Annotated in this window: 18 protein-coding genes; 5 read left to right on the forward strand and 13 right to left on the reverse strand. The window is 32.2% G+C overall.

The window, feature by feature from the left end:
* Positions 1-15: 15 nt before the first annotated feature.
* From NMSP_RS07600 to NMSP_RS07640, 9 genes are all read right to left on the reverse strand, one after another.
* Positions 16-1533, reverse strand: a complete 1518-nt coding sequence (locus tag NMSP_RS07600) for a hypothetical protein (RefSeq protein ID WP_086908178.1) — start codon at positions 1531-1533, stop codon at positions 16-18.
* Positions 1534-1630: 97 nt separating this feature from the next.
* Positions 1631-1807, reverse strand: a complete 177-nt coding sequence (locus NMSP_RS07605; protein ID WP_048114848.1) for a tautomerase family protein — start codon at positions 1805-1807, stop codon at positions 1631-1633.
* 40 nt (positions 1808-1847) lie between these two features.
* On the reverse strand, positions 1848-2621 hold the full coding sequence (locus NMSP_RS07610; protein ID WP_225971276.1) for a rhomboid family intramembrane serine protease: 774 nt from the start codon (positions 2619-2621) through the stop codon (positions 1848-1850).
* Between the two features lie 55 nt (positions 2622-2676).
* Positions 2677-3876: a peptidase gene (locus NMSP_RS07615; RefSeq protein ID WP_086908437.1), complete on the reverse strand. Its 1200-nt coding sequence runs from the start codon at positions 3874-3876 to the stop codon at positions 2677-2679.
* Between the two features lie 28 nt (positions 3877-3904).
* The gene (locus NMSP_RS07620) at positions 3905-4405 is read right to left on the reverse strand and encodes a winged helix-turn-helix transcriptional regulator (protein WP_086908179.1); all 501 of its coding nucleotides are present in this window, start codon (positions 4403-4405) and stop codon (positions 3905-3907) included.
* Positions 4398-4790, reverse strand: a complete 393-nt coding sequence (locus NMSP_RS07625; protein WP_086908180.1) for a hypothetical protein — start codon at positions 4788-4790, stop codon at positions 4398-4400. The genes NMSP_RS07620 and NMSP_RS07625 overlap by 8 nt, the downstream gene beginning before the upstream one ends.
* 59 nt (positions 4791-4849) lie before the next feature.
* Complete coding sequence (locus NMSP_RS07630; RefSeq protein ID WP_086908181.1) at positions 4850-6415, reverse strand: peptidase; 1566 nt, start codon at positions 6413-6415, stop codon at positions 4850-4852.
* Between the two features lies 1 nt (position 6416).
* Positions 6417-6623: a hypothetical protein gene (locus NMSP_RS07635; RefSeq protein WP_086908182.1), complete on the reverse strand. Its 207-nt coding sequence runs from the start codon at positions 6621-6623 to the stop codon at positions 6417-6419.
* A 33-nt stretch (positions 6624-6656) separates the two neighbouring features.
* The gene (locus tag NMSP_RS07640; protein ID WP_086908183.1) at positions 6657-8372 is read right to left on the reverse strand and encodes a peptidase; all 1716 of its coding nucleotides are present in this window, start codon (positions 8370-8372) and stop codon (positions 6657-6659) included.
* A 113-nt stretch (positions 8373-8485) separates the two neighbouring features.
* Between NMSP_RS07640 and NMSP_RS07645 the strand changes: the two genes are divergently transcribed.
* From NMSP_RS07645 to NMSP_RS07650, 3 genes are all read left to right on the forward strand, one after another.
* Positions 8486-9286, forward strand: a complete 801-nt coding sequence (locus NMSP_RS07645; RefSeq protein WP_086908184.1) for a CFI-box-CTERM domain-containing protein — start codon at positions 8486-8488, stop codon at positions 9284-9286.
* Positions 9287-9343: 57 nt separating this feature from the next.
* Positions 9344-9493 (forward strand): hypothetical protein, encoded by a 150-nt coding sequence (locus NMSP_RS08560; protein ID WP_192866169.1) that lies wholly within the window; start codon positions 9344-9346, stop codon positions 9491-9493.
* Between the two features lie 83 nt (positions 9494-9576).
* Positions 9577-10449 carry a PEFG-CTERM sorting domain-containing protein gene (locus tag NMSP_RS07650; RefSeq protein ID WP_086908185.1) on the forward strand — a complete coding sequence of 291 codons (873 nt, stop codon included), beginning with the start codon at positions 9577-9579 and terminating at the stop codon, positions 10447-10449.
* A 14-nt stretch (positions 10450-10463) separates the two neighbouring features.
* Here NMSP_RS07650 and NMSP_RS07655 read toward each other — a convergent pair whose 3' ends face one another.
* A complete protein-coding gene (locus tag NMSP_RS07655) occupies positions 10464-11102 on the reverse strand; it encodes a hypothetical protein (protein WP_086908438.1) in 639 nt (212 codons plus the stop codon).
* Between the two features lie 94 nt (positions 11103-11196).
* Here NMSP_RS07655 and NMSP_RS07660 point away from each other — a divergent pair, with 94 nt between their 5' ends.
* Positions 11197-13992: a copper resistance CopC/CopD family protein gene (locus tag NMSP_RS07660; RefSeq protein ID WP_086908186.1), complete on the forward strand. Its 2796-nt coding sequence runs from the start codon at positions 11197-11199 to the stop codon at positions 13990-13992.
* On the opposite strand, the gene NMSP_RS07665 is transcribed toward NMSP_RS07660, so the two are convergent.
* The 3 genes from NMSP_RS07665 to NMSP_RS07675 are packed head-to-tail and all read right to left on the reverse strand — an operon-like array spanning position 13982 to position 15779.
* On the reverse strand, positions 13982-14770 hold the full coding sequence (locus NMSP_RS07665) for a metal ABC transporter permease (protein ID WP_086908187.1): 789 nt from the start codon (positions 14768-14770) through the stop codon (positions 13982-13984). The genes NMSP_RS07660 and NMSP_RS07665 overlap by 11 nt on opposite strands.
* A 32-nt stretch (positions 14771-14802) precedes the next feature.
* Complete coding sequence (locus NMSP_RS07670) at positions 14803-15525, reverse strand: metal ABC transporter ATP-binding protein (RefSeq protein WP_086908188.1); 723 nt, start codon at positions 15523-15525, stop codon at positions 14803-14805.
* Positions 15519-15779: a hypothetical protein gene (locus NMSP_RS07675; protein WP_086908189.1), complete on the reverse strand. Its 261-nt coding sequence runs from the start codon at positions 15777-15779 to the stop codon at positions 15519-15521. The genes NMSP_RS07670 and NMSP_RS07675 overlap by 7 nt, the downstream gene beginning before the upstream one ends.
* A 93-nt stretch (positions 15780-15872) precedes the next feature.
* On the opposite strand from NMSP_RS07675, the gene NMSP_RS07680 reads away from it, so the two are divergent.
* Positions 15873-16241 carry a CopG family ribbon-helix-helix protein gene (locus NMSP_RS07680; RefSeq protein WP_086908190.1) on the forward strand — a complete coding sequence of 123 codons (369 nt, stop codon included), beginning with the start codon at positions 15873-15875 and terminating at the stop codon, positions 16239-16241.
* Positions 16242-16267: the final 26 nt, after the last annotated feature.

Below are 16267 nucleotides of genomic sequence, written 5' to 3' on the forward strand. Positions count from 1 at the left end.
TAAAAATAAATTATTTTATTCAGATATTTGTGTGAAAGGTGCATTAGGTTGTAATTCACTATCTACCATAAATTTGAATTTTAATGGTTCAGTTGTCTCACCTAAATCTGAAAGTAATACTTCAATCAAACCATTATTTTCAATAGAGAAATCTATTACATCTGTTCTAGTATAGTCATGTTGTTTTTCAACAACAGATGTACCATCAGTTGAGACATTTAGATTGTAAGAAACATCACCAATTGGTTTTTCAGTCATTCCATCTACAATTGAAATGTTTATTGCATTGTCAGAATTTGCAGTTGGTTGATTAGTCCACCATTCCCAATTATCCCACCAAACAGATACGAGGTATTCTCCACCACTAGTATACTTTGTAAATGCAAATTGTTTTGCAAGAAGATCATCTTTTTCGATGACTGGTGGATTAACTACTATTACTCCAGTTTGTGAACCTTCAGTAATTGTTGCAATTGCATTTAGTTTTAGTTTATCTTCAGTCGAATATGGTTGTGGTAGTGTACGGTCATAGTATTCTGCATAAATATTATCTCCAGGAGAAACTTTGAGTTCGACTTGAGAACCTCCACTCTTATAATATAATTCTCTAACAGTTGATTCACGTCTATCAGGATCTATGAATGTAATTTTTACAGGATAATCACCATGCATTTGAGGTGTTCCTCTAAAGTTTGGTTTCCAATAGGCATTAACTTCTACTCCACCTTGATCTGTGTCAGACCAAATATGCATTTGATATCCAGTTCTCTTATCAAATGGATAACGTAAACCATCTAAGTCTCTGATAGTGACTGTTGCGGTATCATCCATTGTATATTCTTCTTTATCAAAATTAAAGTCTGCAATTCTCCAAGTATGTGTTGCAGATTTAGACATCACTTTATTTTCAGCATATTCAAAATTCATTGTAATTCCACCGTCTTGTCCTGATTCAACTCCTAGAACACCGTCATCAAGTGTACCTTGTGCTTTCCAAGCATTACCCTCACATCTATCACCACCATACATCCTTACACCATCATCATTAACGGTTGTAGAAAATCCACGAAGTTTGATTGAACCATAAAAGAGTCCATGATCTTTTCCTGTTTCAATAAATGGATTACATTTACTTGATGAATCTGAACGTGCTGTTCCATCTCTAGAATTAACTGTGATTAGACCTTGACTACCAGTAGAATCAGTTCCTAATTCATCAAGTTTATGGGGATCAGTATTAAATCCAGGTGCCCAAAGTAACACATAGATTCGACTTCCCCATGAATATCCATCTGTTCTTTCTTTACATTTTGACATATAATCTTGAGGTTTCATGTGTGGTTTGTTATATTCAGTCTTTTTAATTGGGTTATTTTCACAAAAGAAAATTTTATTCCCATTGTTTGGTGCTTTAACTGCAGCATCTGCAGTTGGTAAAATCTCTCCATCATTATTTGCGTTAAATGGAATACCAGAAGTCAATAAAACTAGCATAAAGAAAAACGCAAAATATTTAGCTTTAATGAATCCCATTGTAATTTTTGATCTTGATTTTTTTTTAATATAGGATCTGGTACATTTCTAAGATGAGTTATGGTACATGTTTAGGATGAGCTAGAAAAAAAGAAAATTAAAGTTGGTTTCCAGCTAGAAACCAATTTTCTTTAGGATTATCCTCAAAAACAACAATAACATGACTTTCTTTTGTTTTTAGAATCTCTACAGCAGATTTTGTGATTGCTTTTGCATATTCATCCTTTTGTTCCTGGGTTCTTCCAGGATACATTGATACTGTTATCAACGGCATGAAAATTTTTAATTCATTGAAGAATTTATTCTTTCAATAGTTATCTAAAATCAGATCCATAACCATATCTTGTTCCATACGTAAAGTCTGAACTATGTGTTTTTTTATACAAATACCCTGTAGCAAGTCCGATTACAAAACCGCCAATGTGAGCAAGATAAGCCACTCCACCACCAGCTACACCAAATCCTCCAATAAAGAATGGAAGTAAATTTTGGAATATCAGCCAAAATGGCAAAAACCAGCGTGCCTGGATATGCATCATTCTCCAGAAAAATCCTAGCATCAAAAATGTCTGAATTCTAGTTTTAGGGAAAATTATCAAGTATGCTCCTAAAATTCCAGAAATTGCACCAGATGCACCAACTGCTGGTGTTGCACTAGAAACATCACCGAAAATATGAACTAGTCCAGCAACAACTCCCCATATCAAATAAATTCCAAGAAATTTTATTTTTCCAAATTTTAATTCGATGTTATCACCAAAGATCCACAGGAATAATAAATTACCACCAAGGTGAAGTAAACCACCATGCATGAATGTAGATGTCAACAATGTTAGTTCAGGAAAAGCTGGACAGCTTTGAATTGTTCCACCCATATCCACTCCACTAAATGCACCTGTTATACAACCTGGAACTGCACCCCAATTGTAAAACATTACAAATGCATTTTGATTTGTAAAATCAAAAAATTGTCCAGTGTAAAGGACTTCTAAGAAAAATACAATTACATTTACAATAATTAATCCAATAGTTACTTTAGGTTTGAATCCAGGAGGATGTGGATTTTCATCTCGTATTGGTAGCAGCATAGATAATCTATTTGATTAAAAATTGTATAATAACATTATTCAAATAATAAAATCATCATACAACAATAATTTGTCTTTCAATGAGATTTTTGATTATAATTAGGAATTCATCATCAGAAATTTGTTCTTCACTCCACCAACCAGCAATAGTTTTGGTCCATGAAGGAATTTTCCAATCACTTTGTGAAGATTTTTCTAATGTTGAAACTTCAATTATTTGGGTATCAACTAGAAATTTTATTCCTTCAAGAAATTCTGAATCTATGATTTGATTAGTAGACCACCAACCTCCATTTTGTTTTACCCACATTGGGACTAAAGGCATGTCAGGAGGTAATCCCTCATCGAATCCTGAAATTTTCAAAATTCCTTGTGATTGAGGCTGCACATCAAATGCTACGTGCCAATATCCCATTTGATCCATACTTTGTATAAAATCAATTGGTTCATCATTGAGAGTTACAGAGAATTTTTCATTGCCAGATATTGGTGGAAATTCAAAATTAGCATATGTTGGAAAGGGATAGCTGTTAGTACTACGGATTGTTAGGTCAGTTCCTCTTTCATCATATTTTGCATCATAAAAAAATGTACCAGGTGAATCATATCTTAAATCAAATTTTCCTTCATTCTTTTTTACTGATATTGGAACCACACTCATATCAACTGGTCCGAAGCAACTATAGTAAAAAACATCTTCAGTTATAGAAGGATCTGGATACATTGTAAAATCTAAAATTTCTCCTGGTTCAATTTTTTCAATAAATTCAATATTTTGAGTAATATCTAAAACCCTGTCATATCCATGAACTACAGCAAATAATTTTGGATAGTGTATTGTTTGATTACCTGTATTTTGAATTTTTCCAGTGATATGTCCATCATCATGTTTGATGAGTGTTTTATCGTATAGAACTTGGATTGGGATTTCATCTTTGATTGTTTTTTCAAATGTTAATTCAGGATTTACAAGTACTGGAATATTTGATTTAATTTCAGGAAATTTAATTTTGAATGGGATTTCGGAACCAACAGCTAACGGAACATGTTTTATTGTTTTTGAGATTGTTTCTGCCCCATCAATTACTGATACAGTAATGGTTGGAATTACTGCAAAATTATTTTCGTTCTTTACATTTCCTACTACTGTATAGATTCCATTTGAATCAAAATAACCAAGATATTCATGTAATGGAACAAAAACTTCAGCAAATGTTGGATTAGGGATGAATAGAAGAATAGTGAATAAACCCAACAGTAGAAGAGTTTGTGGCTGAAACACTCTAGAAAGAGTTGATAATGTCTTCAAATCCAGATGTAGATTTTTCAAGTGAACCTGGTCTGTGCTCTTCAACTAACTTGTCTACAAGCTCTCTTACTTTAATATGATATCTTTTTTTCAAATCTACCATTTTAGTTTCAACTAATTCGTCAGCAACAATTTGTGAAAGATAAAGTGAAACGGTTGAAGGGGATTTTTTAACCTCCTTTACTAATTCTGTAAATTCTAATCCATCTTCTTTAATTAAAGCAAGTAACAAAGCGCGTGGAGTTTCTTTTCTGAGTGCTTTGATGACAATTGATTCTTCTTCACTAATATTTGGAGAGTAAAACCTGACTTGTCTTGGACCACGCATTACTTTAACGAGGCCACCGTCTTCTAGTTTTTTTAGATAATGAGACAAAACTCCATTTTTTAATCCAGATGAACGCATAATTTCACGGAATTGGATTCCAGGATTATCATCAATTAGTTCCTGTAATTTTTGAGATCTATCAATCATTTCTAAAGACTCCTAAAGCCAATAATCCTAATGTAATAAAAGTCAACAAGTGCCCTACTTCATCTAGCGGCAATATTCCAAAATCAAAAACATTTGGATAGCTACTATCAACAAGTAAAGCAGATTCTGCACCAATAAAAGTAGTAAATGCAACTGCACTTAGTAGGAGACGTTTTGTTCTTAATCTAAAATATGCAGATATTGCAAGTGTGGAAATAAACACAGCAAGTGTAATTCCTCCAATATGCAAAAAGATATGGGCTAAATGATATCCATGAAACAGGTGTGGAATAATTATTGGAATTGCTAAAATTGCGATTACTCCAGTAACTACAACAGAAAATAAAGTAGATTTTCTTTCAAGTATGTTTTCAGGCTTAAACAAAGTGATCAGATGATTAGATTATCTAAATTTAAACACAACTGGTTCAAACTTCGAATAGATTATGACTGAATTGGAATTATTTGTTTTTGAGTCAAAAATTCAAGAATTTCAAAAAAAGTTTCATCATTAATTTCGCCATTGATCCACCAACCAGCAATAATTTGTATCCAAGAAGGTATTTTTTCTACTTCAGAAATTTCAGATGAATTGTCATGAATCGTAATAATTTCATTTTCAATTAAATAATTAATGGTATCAATTAACTTAGAATCATTAATTTTTCCTTCTGACCACAACTGTATGTCATTTGTAACCCAATCAGGAATTGAATCAGAATCAATATTTTTATTTTCATGAATTGCAATAGGAATACTAGTTGTTGCAAATTCATTACCATCCAAATTTTTAAAATTAAGGTTCACAATTCCTGAAATATTTTCAGGAATAAAAAAATCTGCAACATTATGCTCAGTCTTGGAATCAGTACTGATTCCATTTTGCTTAAAAATTAATTGATCATTTTGTGTTATAGAAAATTCATAATTTGTGGAAACAGGTTTGTTTTTCAAGAAAATATCAGTTATATCAAAAATAATTTTAGCATTTGAATTAGATTCAAGGTATTCAGGTTCCCAAGAAACAAGAATTCTAAACTGTCCATTGTCTGTAACTGAACTAATATGAGTATAATCACGATCTGGTGTAATTTCGAAATTCATTCCATTTAGATTTGCACTGTTTTTAAAAATATTTACCAATTCCTTTTGATAGATTATAAAATGAACAACACGGCCTTCAGTAAAAAAATCATCAACATTAACAATGTCATCTGATAACTTTATGTCATTTACAGACATTGAAAATCCAGATAAAAGTAGTGCACCAAATTCTTTTGGGATTATAATTTCTTCATGAACAACTGAAGTTTGGTTAATATTTTTTAATGACCATTCAAAAGGCATCGAATAACTAATTTTTTTTAATTTTGGGTCATATTGAAAATTAGAAATTTCATCATAATATGTCACTACTTTGATATTTTGATTTCCAAAATCTGGATCAACAAAATCATGAGTAGTTGTTTGTGCAATTGAAATTCCTGCATTGAAAACAAGAGGGGTTTCTAGTTTTTGAGAATATCCATCAGCCGTAATGATACTAATATCTAATTTGTATAGTCCGCCTTCACTAAGTTTTGGACCTTTTACGTCAATTAATCTACTTTCTAAACCTAGTAATGAACCAAAAAAATCTTCACCACTGTCTTTTTCTTCAACAATAATTGAATCGGTATCTTCAGATACAAAATTGAAAACTAGAAAACCATTATCAGCTTTGAATTCTTTTTCAAAAAGAAATTGTTCTCCACGTTCAGATTTTACTAAAAATGTTACATCACGTAATGTGATTTTAGAATCAAAATCAATTAAAGCGATTGAAATTTGTTGATCATCATTTTCTACATCATCTTTTGTTGAAGATGAAACTTCTACACTTACAAGTTTACCATTTAATTCAACTGGTGGAAATATTTCACTTCCTACTCCATGACCATATGCGTCATAAGAAGTAATTACTAACCCTGAAGAAAATATTAAAAGTAAAATTAATAATAAAATTTTCAATCTATGTCCACTTGTTTGGATCTTTCTTTAGAATTTCTTTTCCATCAATTGTAATTGAATTATTTTCTTCAAACACAGTATGCCATTTACCATTATCTGGAAAAATTTTATTCATTTCCTCAAACTTTTTGTTGGTTGGAGGTTTGTTCATTAAAGCTCCCCATCTCATATTTGGTACTTTTGGCATGATATCATTGATGTCTTTCATGTTTATCTATCTCAAATTTTATTTAAAAATCTATTATTGAACCCTCAAAATTCCTTCTTTAACTAAGAATTGAATTCCTTGAATGAAAGCATCATCATCAATTGTTCCGTCAGCCCACCAGCCTGCATTGTTTTTTACCCAGGATGGAACATCATTTCCAGAACTAGTTCCTTGTGTGGTATCTGGAATTTTTAAAATATCCTCTTTAACTAGGAATTGAATTCCTTGAATGAAAGCATCATCATCAATTGTTCCGTCAGCCCACCAGCCTGCATTGTTTTTAATCCAGGATGGGATTGTTGAAGTTTCTAAAATCACTGATTCTTTAGGAATAGTAGATTTTGTTGTGCCTGGACCTAGTTCAATTATAGTAGAACCAATGCCAGAATATGTTGGATCATAATCCAATCCAGTTCCATAAACTAGAATATCAAATCTAATTGGTCCATCAGTTGGAATGTAAATATTTTGGATGTCAATTCCTTCTGTTGAAACTATTCCTGGATTTACTGAGTCATCGCCATTATATCTTGCAATTTCATTATCAAATTCATCAATAACTACGTAAGTATATCTTACATCTTTGATAAGGTCTCTATTTTCATTGAAAAATGTAAACTCAAAAGGTACATCCTGATTTGCGCCATAATTTCCATCCCATGAAATATTTACTGTTGTAGGAGTTTGTTCATAATTTTGAGTATCTACAAGATAAAATTCAGTTGAACTTCTTTCAGCTTCATCTAGTGGAACTAATTTGAAATCCATTTGAGGGTTATCAAAATTATTTGGACCTAATTTATTATTGATGTCTACCAATTCATTTTTAGAAATTAAGAAGTGTACAATGTTTGTGTCATCAGAGGTATAAGGATCATTGAGTATTGCTCTTTGATCAATTTCTACACCATTGACATAGCCTTTGAATTGTTTACCTTCCCCATATGGTGCAAATGTTTTTGGAACTCTAATTTCTTCATGTACAACTTGCACTAAATCAACATAGTCTGGACTCCAATCAAATGGCATGTCAAATGAGATTGAATTGTCAGATGTATCAAATGCAAAGTTATCTACCTCATCATAGTAAGTTTTTACAACAATTGGTATTTCTTCAGCATTTGCTGTTTTCAAAAAGAAATCTTGTTCTTGTGCAATACTAACAAAAGTTTCATAAGTTAATCTCTCAGCTAATACACTTCGAGGACTAGTAGCTGCTTCAATATCTACAGTAATCTTGTAAAGTCCACCTTGAATAAAGATAGGACCAGTCATTGATGGTCTTCCACATATGTCTAAATTTTCATCATTACATTCTGCTCCTTGAACAAACAGAGCACCTGGAGCGCTAGCGTGCTCAGAACCACCATAAATTGTACAAGTCTCAATTGGATCTTTGTCACATCCAAGTTGTGGTTTAATTTTTACATCTAGTCTTCCATCATTATCATAAAACAAATTTCTTGCTAAAAGCTCTCCACTTTGCCAAAGTTCAACTCTATATGTGACCTTATCAAGATTCGTGTCAGTTAACGTATCAAAGAAACGAATTTGCATATTTGTTGGATCAAGATATCCAACAGTGATATCAGATGGATCTAGTTGTGTTCTTACAGTTACTTCCATATCACCAAAAGTTATTGGTTCAGCTTGATCCCCACCAAGCCCATGTGCAAATACATCTGGAATAATCGTAGGAATTGTAAAAATTCCAACTACAATAATCAATAATCCAATTTGCTTAAACAATACGAAAATTTGGCTAATTCCATATTTAAAGATGATATCAAACTTCTATGCGTGGTAATCTTTTTGGATAAAATTTGAGTATAATTTTTATTTGTTAGATTAAAACTCCTGGTATGAAATTTTTATTAGTTTTATTATTAATTCCACTTTTCACAATTCCTGCATTTGCTGAATCTCAAACTTTATCAACAGATCAAGGTACATTAGATGTCAAATTATCTTACGAAGATGTTAAAACTGGTGAATTAACTAAGTTACCAATAGAATTCATTAATCCAATGACACAAAAAACTCAAGTTCATATAGATTATAGAATTACAATTGCAGAATCTGGTGAAACATTATTTCAAACTCCAAATTTAATTCACACATCTGAAGGAATCATAAACGGATTCAAATTTGAATTTCCAAAAGATGGATTGTATAATATTCAGATAGATGCTGAAGGAATATTATTCACTCCAATTCCAAAAGAATCGGTAACGTTTGATATCTTAGTAGGTGAAGCTGCTGCTCAACCATCAGTTCCATCTAATGAAGAAGGAGGCGGCTGTCTAATTGCAACAGCAGCATACGGCTCAGAACTCGCACCACAAGTTCAGATGCTTAGAGAAATTCGTGACAACCAATTGATGAACACCGAATCAGGATCTGCATTTATGACAACATTTAACGAATTGTATTACTCATTTAGTCCAACAATTGCAGACATGGAACGCGAAAGCCCAGTGTTTAAAGAAATTGTAAAGGCTGGATTGACTCCAATGATTAGCACATTATCCATCATGGAAAGTGCTGAAACTGAAAGCGAAGTCTTGGGACTCGGACTCTCAGTAATTGCATTGAATCTTGGAATGTACATCGGACTTCCAGCATTTGGAATCGTTAAAGTCATTCAATTAAGAAAAAATTAGAAAAAGTTTTTGATAATCCTAGAGAAGTTTTTATGTATCCATGAGAGTAATCTCTTTATGAAGACTAAAGCAATTGGCTCAATTTTTCTATTATTTACTTTTGTAGCTGGAATGATTGCAATGTCACCAACAGGTTATGCAGATTATCTTCATTATTGCATTGAATTTGGGAATGTACATCGGACTTCCAGCATTTGGAATCGTTAAAGTCATTCAATTAAGAAAAAATTAGAAAAAGTTTTTGATAATCCTAGAGACATTTTTATGGATCACAAACTCCTATGGGATTAATGAAGACTAAAGCAATAAGCTCAATCTTTGTACTATTTGCTATCGCAGCAGGTATGGCCTCAATGGCACCAGCTGCTTTTGCAGACCACGCCGAAGTTGCAATTGGTGCAGTAGAGGAATCTGGATTCTCACAAGCTTGTGTTGAAACAGGTTGTTACACTCCATTAGTTGCAACAGTTGACGTCGGTGGTGTTGTAACCATGACAAATACTGATCCAACAGGAGTTCACACATTTACATCAGGAACTGTTGATGGATTCACTCCATCCCCTGACGGTACATTTGATACAGGTGTACTAATGTCCGGAGATGCATTTGAATGGAGTCCAACTGAAGCAGGTACAGTACCATACTATTGTATGCTACATACTTGGATGGTTGGAGAAATCATAGTACAAGAAGTAGCTGCTGAAGAACATGCAGACGATCACGGTGATGACAAAGGTCACGATGATATGGTGCATGAAGAAGTCGCAGAAGATGTAGAGTTAATGGTAATGATTTCCGACTCACAAGTAATGGGAGGAACTCAAATTGAACTTGAATTCAATGTATTACACCTTAACTACGATTTGACTGCAACTCAAAACGGTGAAGTAGTTTTTGAAGAAAAAGGACTACACTCTATGGAACTCATTGCAACGCATCAAATTGATGCATTAGGTTCTGATGAAAATCCAATAGATGTTGAAGTTGTATCTTTAGGAATTGGTGCACCTGGTGATGAAGATTCATGGACTGGACCTGTAGGTCAAGTTACAACAGCAAAAGTTGTTCCAGAATTTGGTACAATTGCCATGATGGTATTAGCTGTAGCAATCATCAGCATCGTAGCAGTAACTGCAAAATCTAGAGTCGTTCCAAGATTTTAGGAATTCCTCTTTTTCTATTTTCTTTTTACTAAAGCAATTATCGCTAAGATAATTGCAGCAGCAGCAATTGACAATCCAAAAATTGCAAAGTCATATGCTTCACCACCATTAGATGAAGTAGTTGTTTCACCAGATTTTAATTTAGAAATATCTTGTTGAAGGGAAGAAATTGCGTTTTTCAAAGCAGAAACATCAGCAGATCCCTCACTTGCTTTTGGAGGAAAATCAAGTACGGATGTACTTTCAACATCTTCAACAGGAATTTGTATGTCAACTACTACACCACGAATTTCGCCTTGTAAATCTACAAGATAACTTCCAGTTTTAGTTGGGATTATTGGTGAGAAATAATATCCAGGCTTTGGATCAGAATTGATTTCAATATTTTTACTTGCACCACCATACATTGCAGTAGCATCTAAATTTTGAAATGCACTAGTGATGCCCGTGTAGGTGCCTTCTCTTTCTCCAGGTTCTATAATTTTGAAAACAATAGAATTACGAATTCCTACAACAGGTGGTTCTATACCCCATCCTGCTTCAATTTTGTATTTTTCAACTTCAACTGTAGTATGAGCATAAGATTGTGTGACCATGCCAAAAGAAATCAATAATGCAAATAGACCTAAAATTACTATCTTCACGACTATCATATAGCAAATAGCCATTATTATCTTTACGTGGATTGGTACAAATTTCGAATACTTTGAAAACTGTTTAAATTATCAATTAAGAGTAAATTAGTAAATGAAAAAAATTCTCATAGTCTTACTAGTATTATCAGTTTCATCAATTCCATTTGTATCAGCACATCCATTTACAGATGAAACCATTCCTGATTTATCATCAAATGCACCAACCGGAGTTTCAGAAGTAATTGTATATTTTTCAGAACCTGTTGAAATAGAATTTAGTGTAATCAAAGTTTTAGATAATAATGGAAACCAAATTGATAATAAGGACACAAATTATTATGAAGATGAAAAATCATTAATTGTTACAACTGAACCTTTAGAAGATGGAGTATACACAGTTACCACTAAAGTATTATCAAAAGTTGATGGTCATCTAGTTCCTGGTGCATTTTTGTTTGCAGTTGGAGATGTTGTTATTGATCCAAAGTTATTAGAAGATCAAAGTTCAACTGATCTAATATTTTATCCAGAAGCTGGTGCAAGATTTCCAGGAATTGTTGGTCAAACAATTGTTTTAGGAGTTGTTATTGCATCATTAATAATTTGGGGAACTCAAAATAAACAATCAATCAAAGAAGAATTAGAACAAGTTCAAATTAAACATCATCGAAAATTCATGACCATTACCGGCATAGGACTGATGCTAGTTTTTATTTCTAATATCTTAATGATTGCTGTTCAAACTGTTAGATTAGAAACATCACCAATAGAAGCAATTCAAACTTACTTTGGAACTATTTGGTTAGCTCGAATGATAATTACTATTGTTTTACTTGGATTATGGTTTGCATTAGATAGAAAAACGAATGTAACCAAGAAAGTTCAAATTCCAATGCTTGGTGCCATGTTGGCATTAATTTCAACTTCAACTCTAATTGGTCATGGTGCTGCAACTGGTGAAGCACCAGCATTAATTCTAGATTATATCCACAATTTAGTTGCTGCAGTTTGGATTGGTGGAATATTTTATTTTGTTTTTACATTATTGCCTTCATTATCAAACTTAAAAGAAGAGAGCAGGGAAAAAATGAGTCTTGCATTAATTCCAAGATTTTCAATTGCATTTATCATATCAATTGGCATTGTAATAATTACAGGTCCATTACTAATGTGGTTCCTAGAAAGTGATGTAGGATTAATCACTGAATCAGTTTATGGGCAATTGATAATACTAAAAATTGCAATTGCGAGCGTAATGGTTGCCTTAGGAGGCTTTTTCCAATTTAGGGTACAAAAAACTGCAGAAAAAAATTACCATTCTGGAAAAATTAATGTTCATAGAAAATTAAAGAGATCACTCAAAGTTGATGCGGCATTAGGAGTCATTCTATTAGGAGTAGTAGCATTATTGACAAACGGCACTTTGCCTGAAGGGGAATTCCAAGATGCCAGTGCACAAGAAATCATCTACGGATTTAAAACAATTGAATTTACTGATAATGCAAAATTTGAGATTCAAATTACACCATTTTCAAGTGGAGTAAACACAATTTTAGTACAAGTAAGTGACTTTGATAATAATCCAATATACGATGCAAATGCCATTAAAGTAAAAATGGCAAATCCGTCAAAAAATATTTCACCAATTGAAATTCCAATGGAGATAACTAAAGAAAAAAATGATATTCCAACAGAATTTCAAGGTGAGTTAACATTTGGATTTTCTGGAGAATGGCAAATGGAAATTGAAGCTCAAAGAACTGAAAATGCAAATGAATCAAAAATTGTGAATGTACTAATTAAGCCAAGATTAGAAAATGTTCAAGCTCAAGTAGTTGAATATGAATTTCCAGAAGATGCAAAGCCTCTTTATCCATTATATGATGGGGATAATTCTATTTGGGTAAGTGATCCATCTGCACCAAGATTGTGGGAATTTTCACTGGATACACAAGAATTTTCTTCTTATTCATTTGATGGGTCATCTACAACATTTCTAACTATGGATAATTCTGGAAAAATATGGTTTACAGATTCTCCAGGAAATCAAATTGGATTTATTGATTTAACAACAAAAGAAATTACAACAAAAACAATTCCAAATCTTGCTCCAGTAACGGTATCAAATACACCAATATTCATTCAAGCAGATTTTGATGGCAATATTTGGATTACAATTGTTAACAAAAATAAAATTATGAAGTATATTCCAAATGAAGATATTTTCAAAAACGTAGCATTACCTGAAAAAGACTCACTTCCATTTGCATTATCATTAGACAGTGATGGAAATATTTGGTATACTGCTACAGGCACAGGTAAATTTGGAAAAATTGATCCAGAAGAAGGAAAACTGACTCAATATTCAAAAGAAATTCCTCTTCAGGGTCCAGAATATTTCCTCTTTGACAAAAATGGGGATGTATGGATTGCTGAACATACAGGTGCAGCAATCACAAAATTCAATCCAGTTTTAGAGACTTTTGAGAGTATTTCTGTATTAGATAAAGAAGCACTTCCATTCGGAATGACGTTTGATAGATATGGAAATATTTGGTTTGCACAGCACGTAGTTGACAGTATTGGAATTTATGATCCAGATAATAATGATTTGAAAGAAATTCCAATTCCAACTGAAGGATCTTTTATTCAATTTGTGACATCAGACAAAAATGGAAAAATATGGTTTGTTGAACAAGAAGGAAACAAAATTGGTACAATAAACACAATAGAACTTCCAGTAGATCTTTCGCAAGTTAAGACAATTGATAATATTGAGAATAATATTGAAATGAAATATACGGAGATAGCATCTCCACTAATTGCTTTAGGAATTATTGCAACTTCCTTATTCTTTATAAAAAGTATTTACGATAAACGTAGATTGAATTCTTTAATTAACTCTTAGATAATAATCCAGCAGACTTTATTCCCATAGTTATTGCAAGTATTGCAACTGAAAGTAAAACAATTGTTCCAGCTGGGGTAATATCAAATACATATGAAATTAAAATTCCAGCAACAACAGAAAATACTGATAAGCTCATAGAAATAAGCATAGTTTGTTTAAAGCTTCTGCCATACATTATTGCTGTAACGTTTGGAATTACAAATAATGCTGAAATTAACAATACGCCAACAAGTTGAATGGATGTAACGACAGTTAGTCCTGCCAAAATTATAAGTAAATAATTTATTTTTTCTACTGGAATTCCACTAACTTTAGCTTGTTTTTCATTAAATGTAGAATAAAGAATTTGTCTAAATAATAACAAAATTATCATTAAAATCACTCCAGCTAATGCTACAATTGCGACTGTATCATCTACACTAACAAGAAGTATGCTACCAAATAGAAAACTAAAGATATCAAGTGTAAATCCACCTGAAAAACTAATAATTACAAGCCCAGCTGCTATGCCTGATGATAAAAGAACAGCAATTGAGGCATCGCCAGAGATGTTGTATCTATCCTTAATTTTTGTAATAATTAATGCACTAACTATCGATACCCCATAAGCAGTCCATAATGGATAAATTCCAGCAAATAGACCCAGAGCAATTCCACCAAATGAGGAATGTGCAAGTGCATCACCAAATAAGGAATAACGTCTTAAAACTAAAAACAATCCTATTACAGAACATAAAATTGCTATTACAGCTCCAGCAATTAATGCTCTATGCATAAATCCATACGTTAGAATTTCAAAAGACATGATTAATGATGGTGCATGTGTTCCTGCATAGATGCTTCAGAATACTGTTTCACAAGTTCGTCATCAGAAAAGAATTTTTCAGATTCGCCATGAAAAAACAATGTTCGATTTAAGCATGCAACATGGTTTGCCAATTTGTTTACAGCATCTAAATCATGAGATGACCAAATGATTGTAATTCCTTGTTTAGAATTTAATTCCTTTAAGATGCTAAAAAATAAATTTATGTTTTGTTGATCAACTCCCGTATTAGGTTCATCTAAAATCAAAATTTTTGGATCATGAACTAATGCTTTTGCAATAAATACACGTTGTAGTTGTCCACCAGATAATGCGCCAATTCGTCTATCACGAAGTTCATGTAACATTAGTTGTTGTAAAATTTCATCTACTTTTTTATCATCAGATTTTTTTCTCAAACCCATTCTTACAACATCACTAACTGTTGCAGGAAAGTTATTTTCAAATTCAGGTTTTTGTGGAACATAACCAATTTCTTTTTGGTAAGTTTTTGATTTTTTAATATCCTGATCAAAAAATTTGATTGTTCCACTATATGTTGTATTTAGACCCAACATTGAATCAAAAAGAGTGGATTTACCTGCACCGTTAGGTCCAATAATTCCTAAAAAATCACCTTGTTTAATTACAAAACTAACATCATCTAATGCTACTACTTCGGGATATTTGACTGTGAGATTTGAAATTTCAACTGCATTTAACATAACCCTTCTCCATTTGTTAAATCTCCAACTTTCTTAATCTTTGGATTTTTAGCTATCTGTCTTGCTTCGAGAGCTCGTTTCATAGCTATCTTTGATAATTCTTCTGGATTTATTTCGCATTTACCATCTGTGATTCTTACTGAAATATTGTGATTGTATGCATCTGAATTATCATTAATCAAAATTTGCACTTCATTGGGAACTTGATAATCCTCATTTTTCAAATCATCATTTTTCTTGGGTGCTAATTTCATTTTCTACTTAGCATTTATTTTATTATTAATAAATCTATAAAAAGTTAATAATATTTGTGCTAAACTTATATGATATTTAATAAGATATACCATATGACAATTGTTTCAATATCATTGAATGAAGAAATTTTATCAGAATTAGACAAATTACAATCTACAATGGGATTTTCAGGAAGATCAGAAGCAATTAGAGCTGGAATCAGAAGTTTTGTTTCTGAAGAAAAACAAAATTCAAATTTATCAGGAAATATTCACGCCATTCTTTTAGTTGTTCACAATGATGAATTTGATCAACTTGTGTCAGGGATTACTCATAATTTTGAAGACCTAATCACAACACATCTTCACAGTAAAATTGACAAAGAAAAGTGTATGGAATTATTTGTCATTGATGGAGATGCAGAACAAGTTACAACAATGACACAAGATTTTCATAGAAATAAAAATATGGATACACAATGACACAAGATTTTCATAGAAATAAAAAT

It is taken from the genome of Candidatus Nitrosomarinus catalina (assembly GCF_002156965.1).
GTDB classification, from domain to species: Archaea; Thermoproteota; Nitrososphaeria; order Nitrososphaerales; family Nitrosopumilaceae; genus Nitrosopumilus; species Nitrosopumilus catalinensis.

What these genes read in the sequence shown, in the direction of transcription:
- NMSP_RS07665 (WP_086908187.1), bottom strand. Translation starts at nt 14,770, where the DNA reads ATGCATAGAGCATTAATTGCTGGAGCTGTAATAGCAATTTTATGTTCT.
- NMSP_RS08560 (WP_192866169.1), top strand. Translation starts at nt 9,344, where the DNA reads ATGAAGACTAAAGCAATTGGCTCAATTTTTCTATTATTTACTTTTGTA.
- NMSP_RS07620 (WP_086908179.1), bottom strand. Translation starts at nt 4,405, where the DNA reads ATGATTGATAGATCTCAAAAATTACAGGAACTAATTGATGATAATCCT.
- NMSP_RS07605 (WP_048114848.1), bottom strand. Translation starts at nt 1,807, where the DNA reads ATGCCGTTGATAACAGTATCAATGTATCCTGGAAGAACCCAGGAACAA.
- NMSP_RS07675 (WP_086908189.1), bottom strand. Translation starts at nt 15,779, where the DNA reads ATGAAATTAGCACCCAAGAAAAATGATGATTTGAAAAATGAGGATTAT.
- NMSP_RS07660 (WP_086908186.1), top strand. Translation starts at nt 11,197, where the DNA reads ATGAAAAAAATTCTCATAGTCTTACTAGTATTATCAGTTTCATCAATT.
- NMSP_RS07600 (WP_086908178.1), bottom strand. Translation starts at nt 1,533, where the DNA reads ATGGGATTCATTAAAGCTAAATATTTTGCGTTTTTCTTTATGCTAGTT.
- NMSP_RS07635 (WP_086908182.1), bottom strand. Translation starts at nt 6,623, where the DNA reads ATGAAAGACATCAATGATATCATGCCAAAAGTACCAAATATGAGATGG.
- NMSP_RS07655 (WP_086908438.1), bottom strand. Translation starts at nt 11,102, where the DNA reads ATGATAGTCGTGAAGATAGTAATTTTAGGTCTATTTGCATTATTGATT.
- NMSP_RS07680 (WP_086908190.1), top strand. Translation starts at nt 15,873, where the DNA reads ATGACAATTGTTTCAATATCATTGAATGAAGAAATTTTATCAGAATTA.
- NMSP_RS07645 (WP_086908184.1), top strand. Translation starts at nt 8,486, where the DNA reads ATGAAATTTTTATTAGTTTTATTATTAATTCCACTTTTCACAATTCCT.
- NMSP_RS07610 (WP_225971276.1), bottom strand. Translation starts at nt 2,621, where the DNA reads ATGCTGCTACCAATACGAGATGAAAATCCACATCCTCCTGGATTCAAA.
- NMSP_RS07650 (WP_086908185.1), top strand. Translation starts at nt 9,577, where the DNA reads ATGAAGACTAAAGCAATAAGCTCAATCTTTGTACTATTTGCTATCGCA.
- NMSP_RS07670 (WP_086908188.1), bottom strand. Translation starts at nt 15,525, where the DNA reads ATGTTAAATGCAGTTGAAATTTCAAATCTCACAGTCAAATATCCCGAA.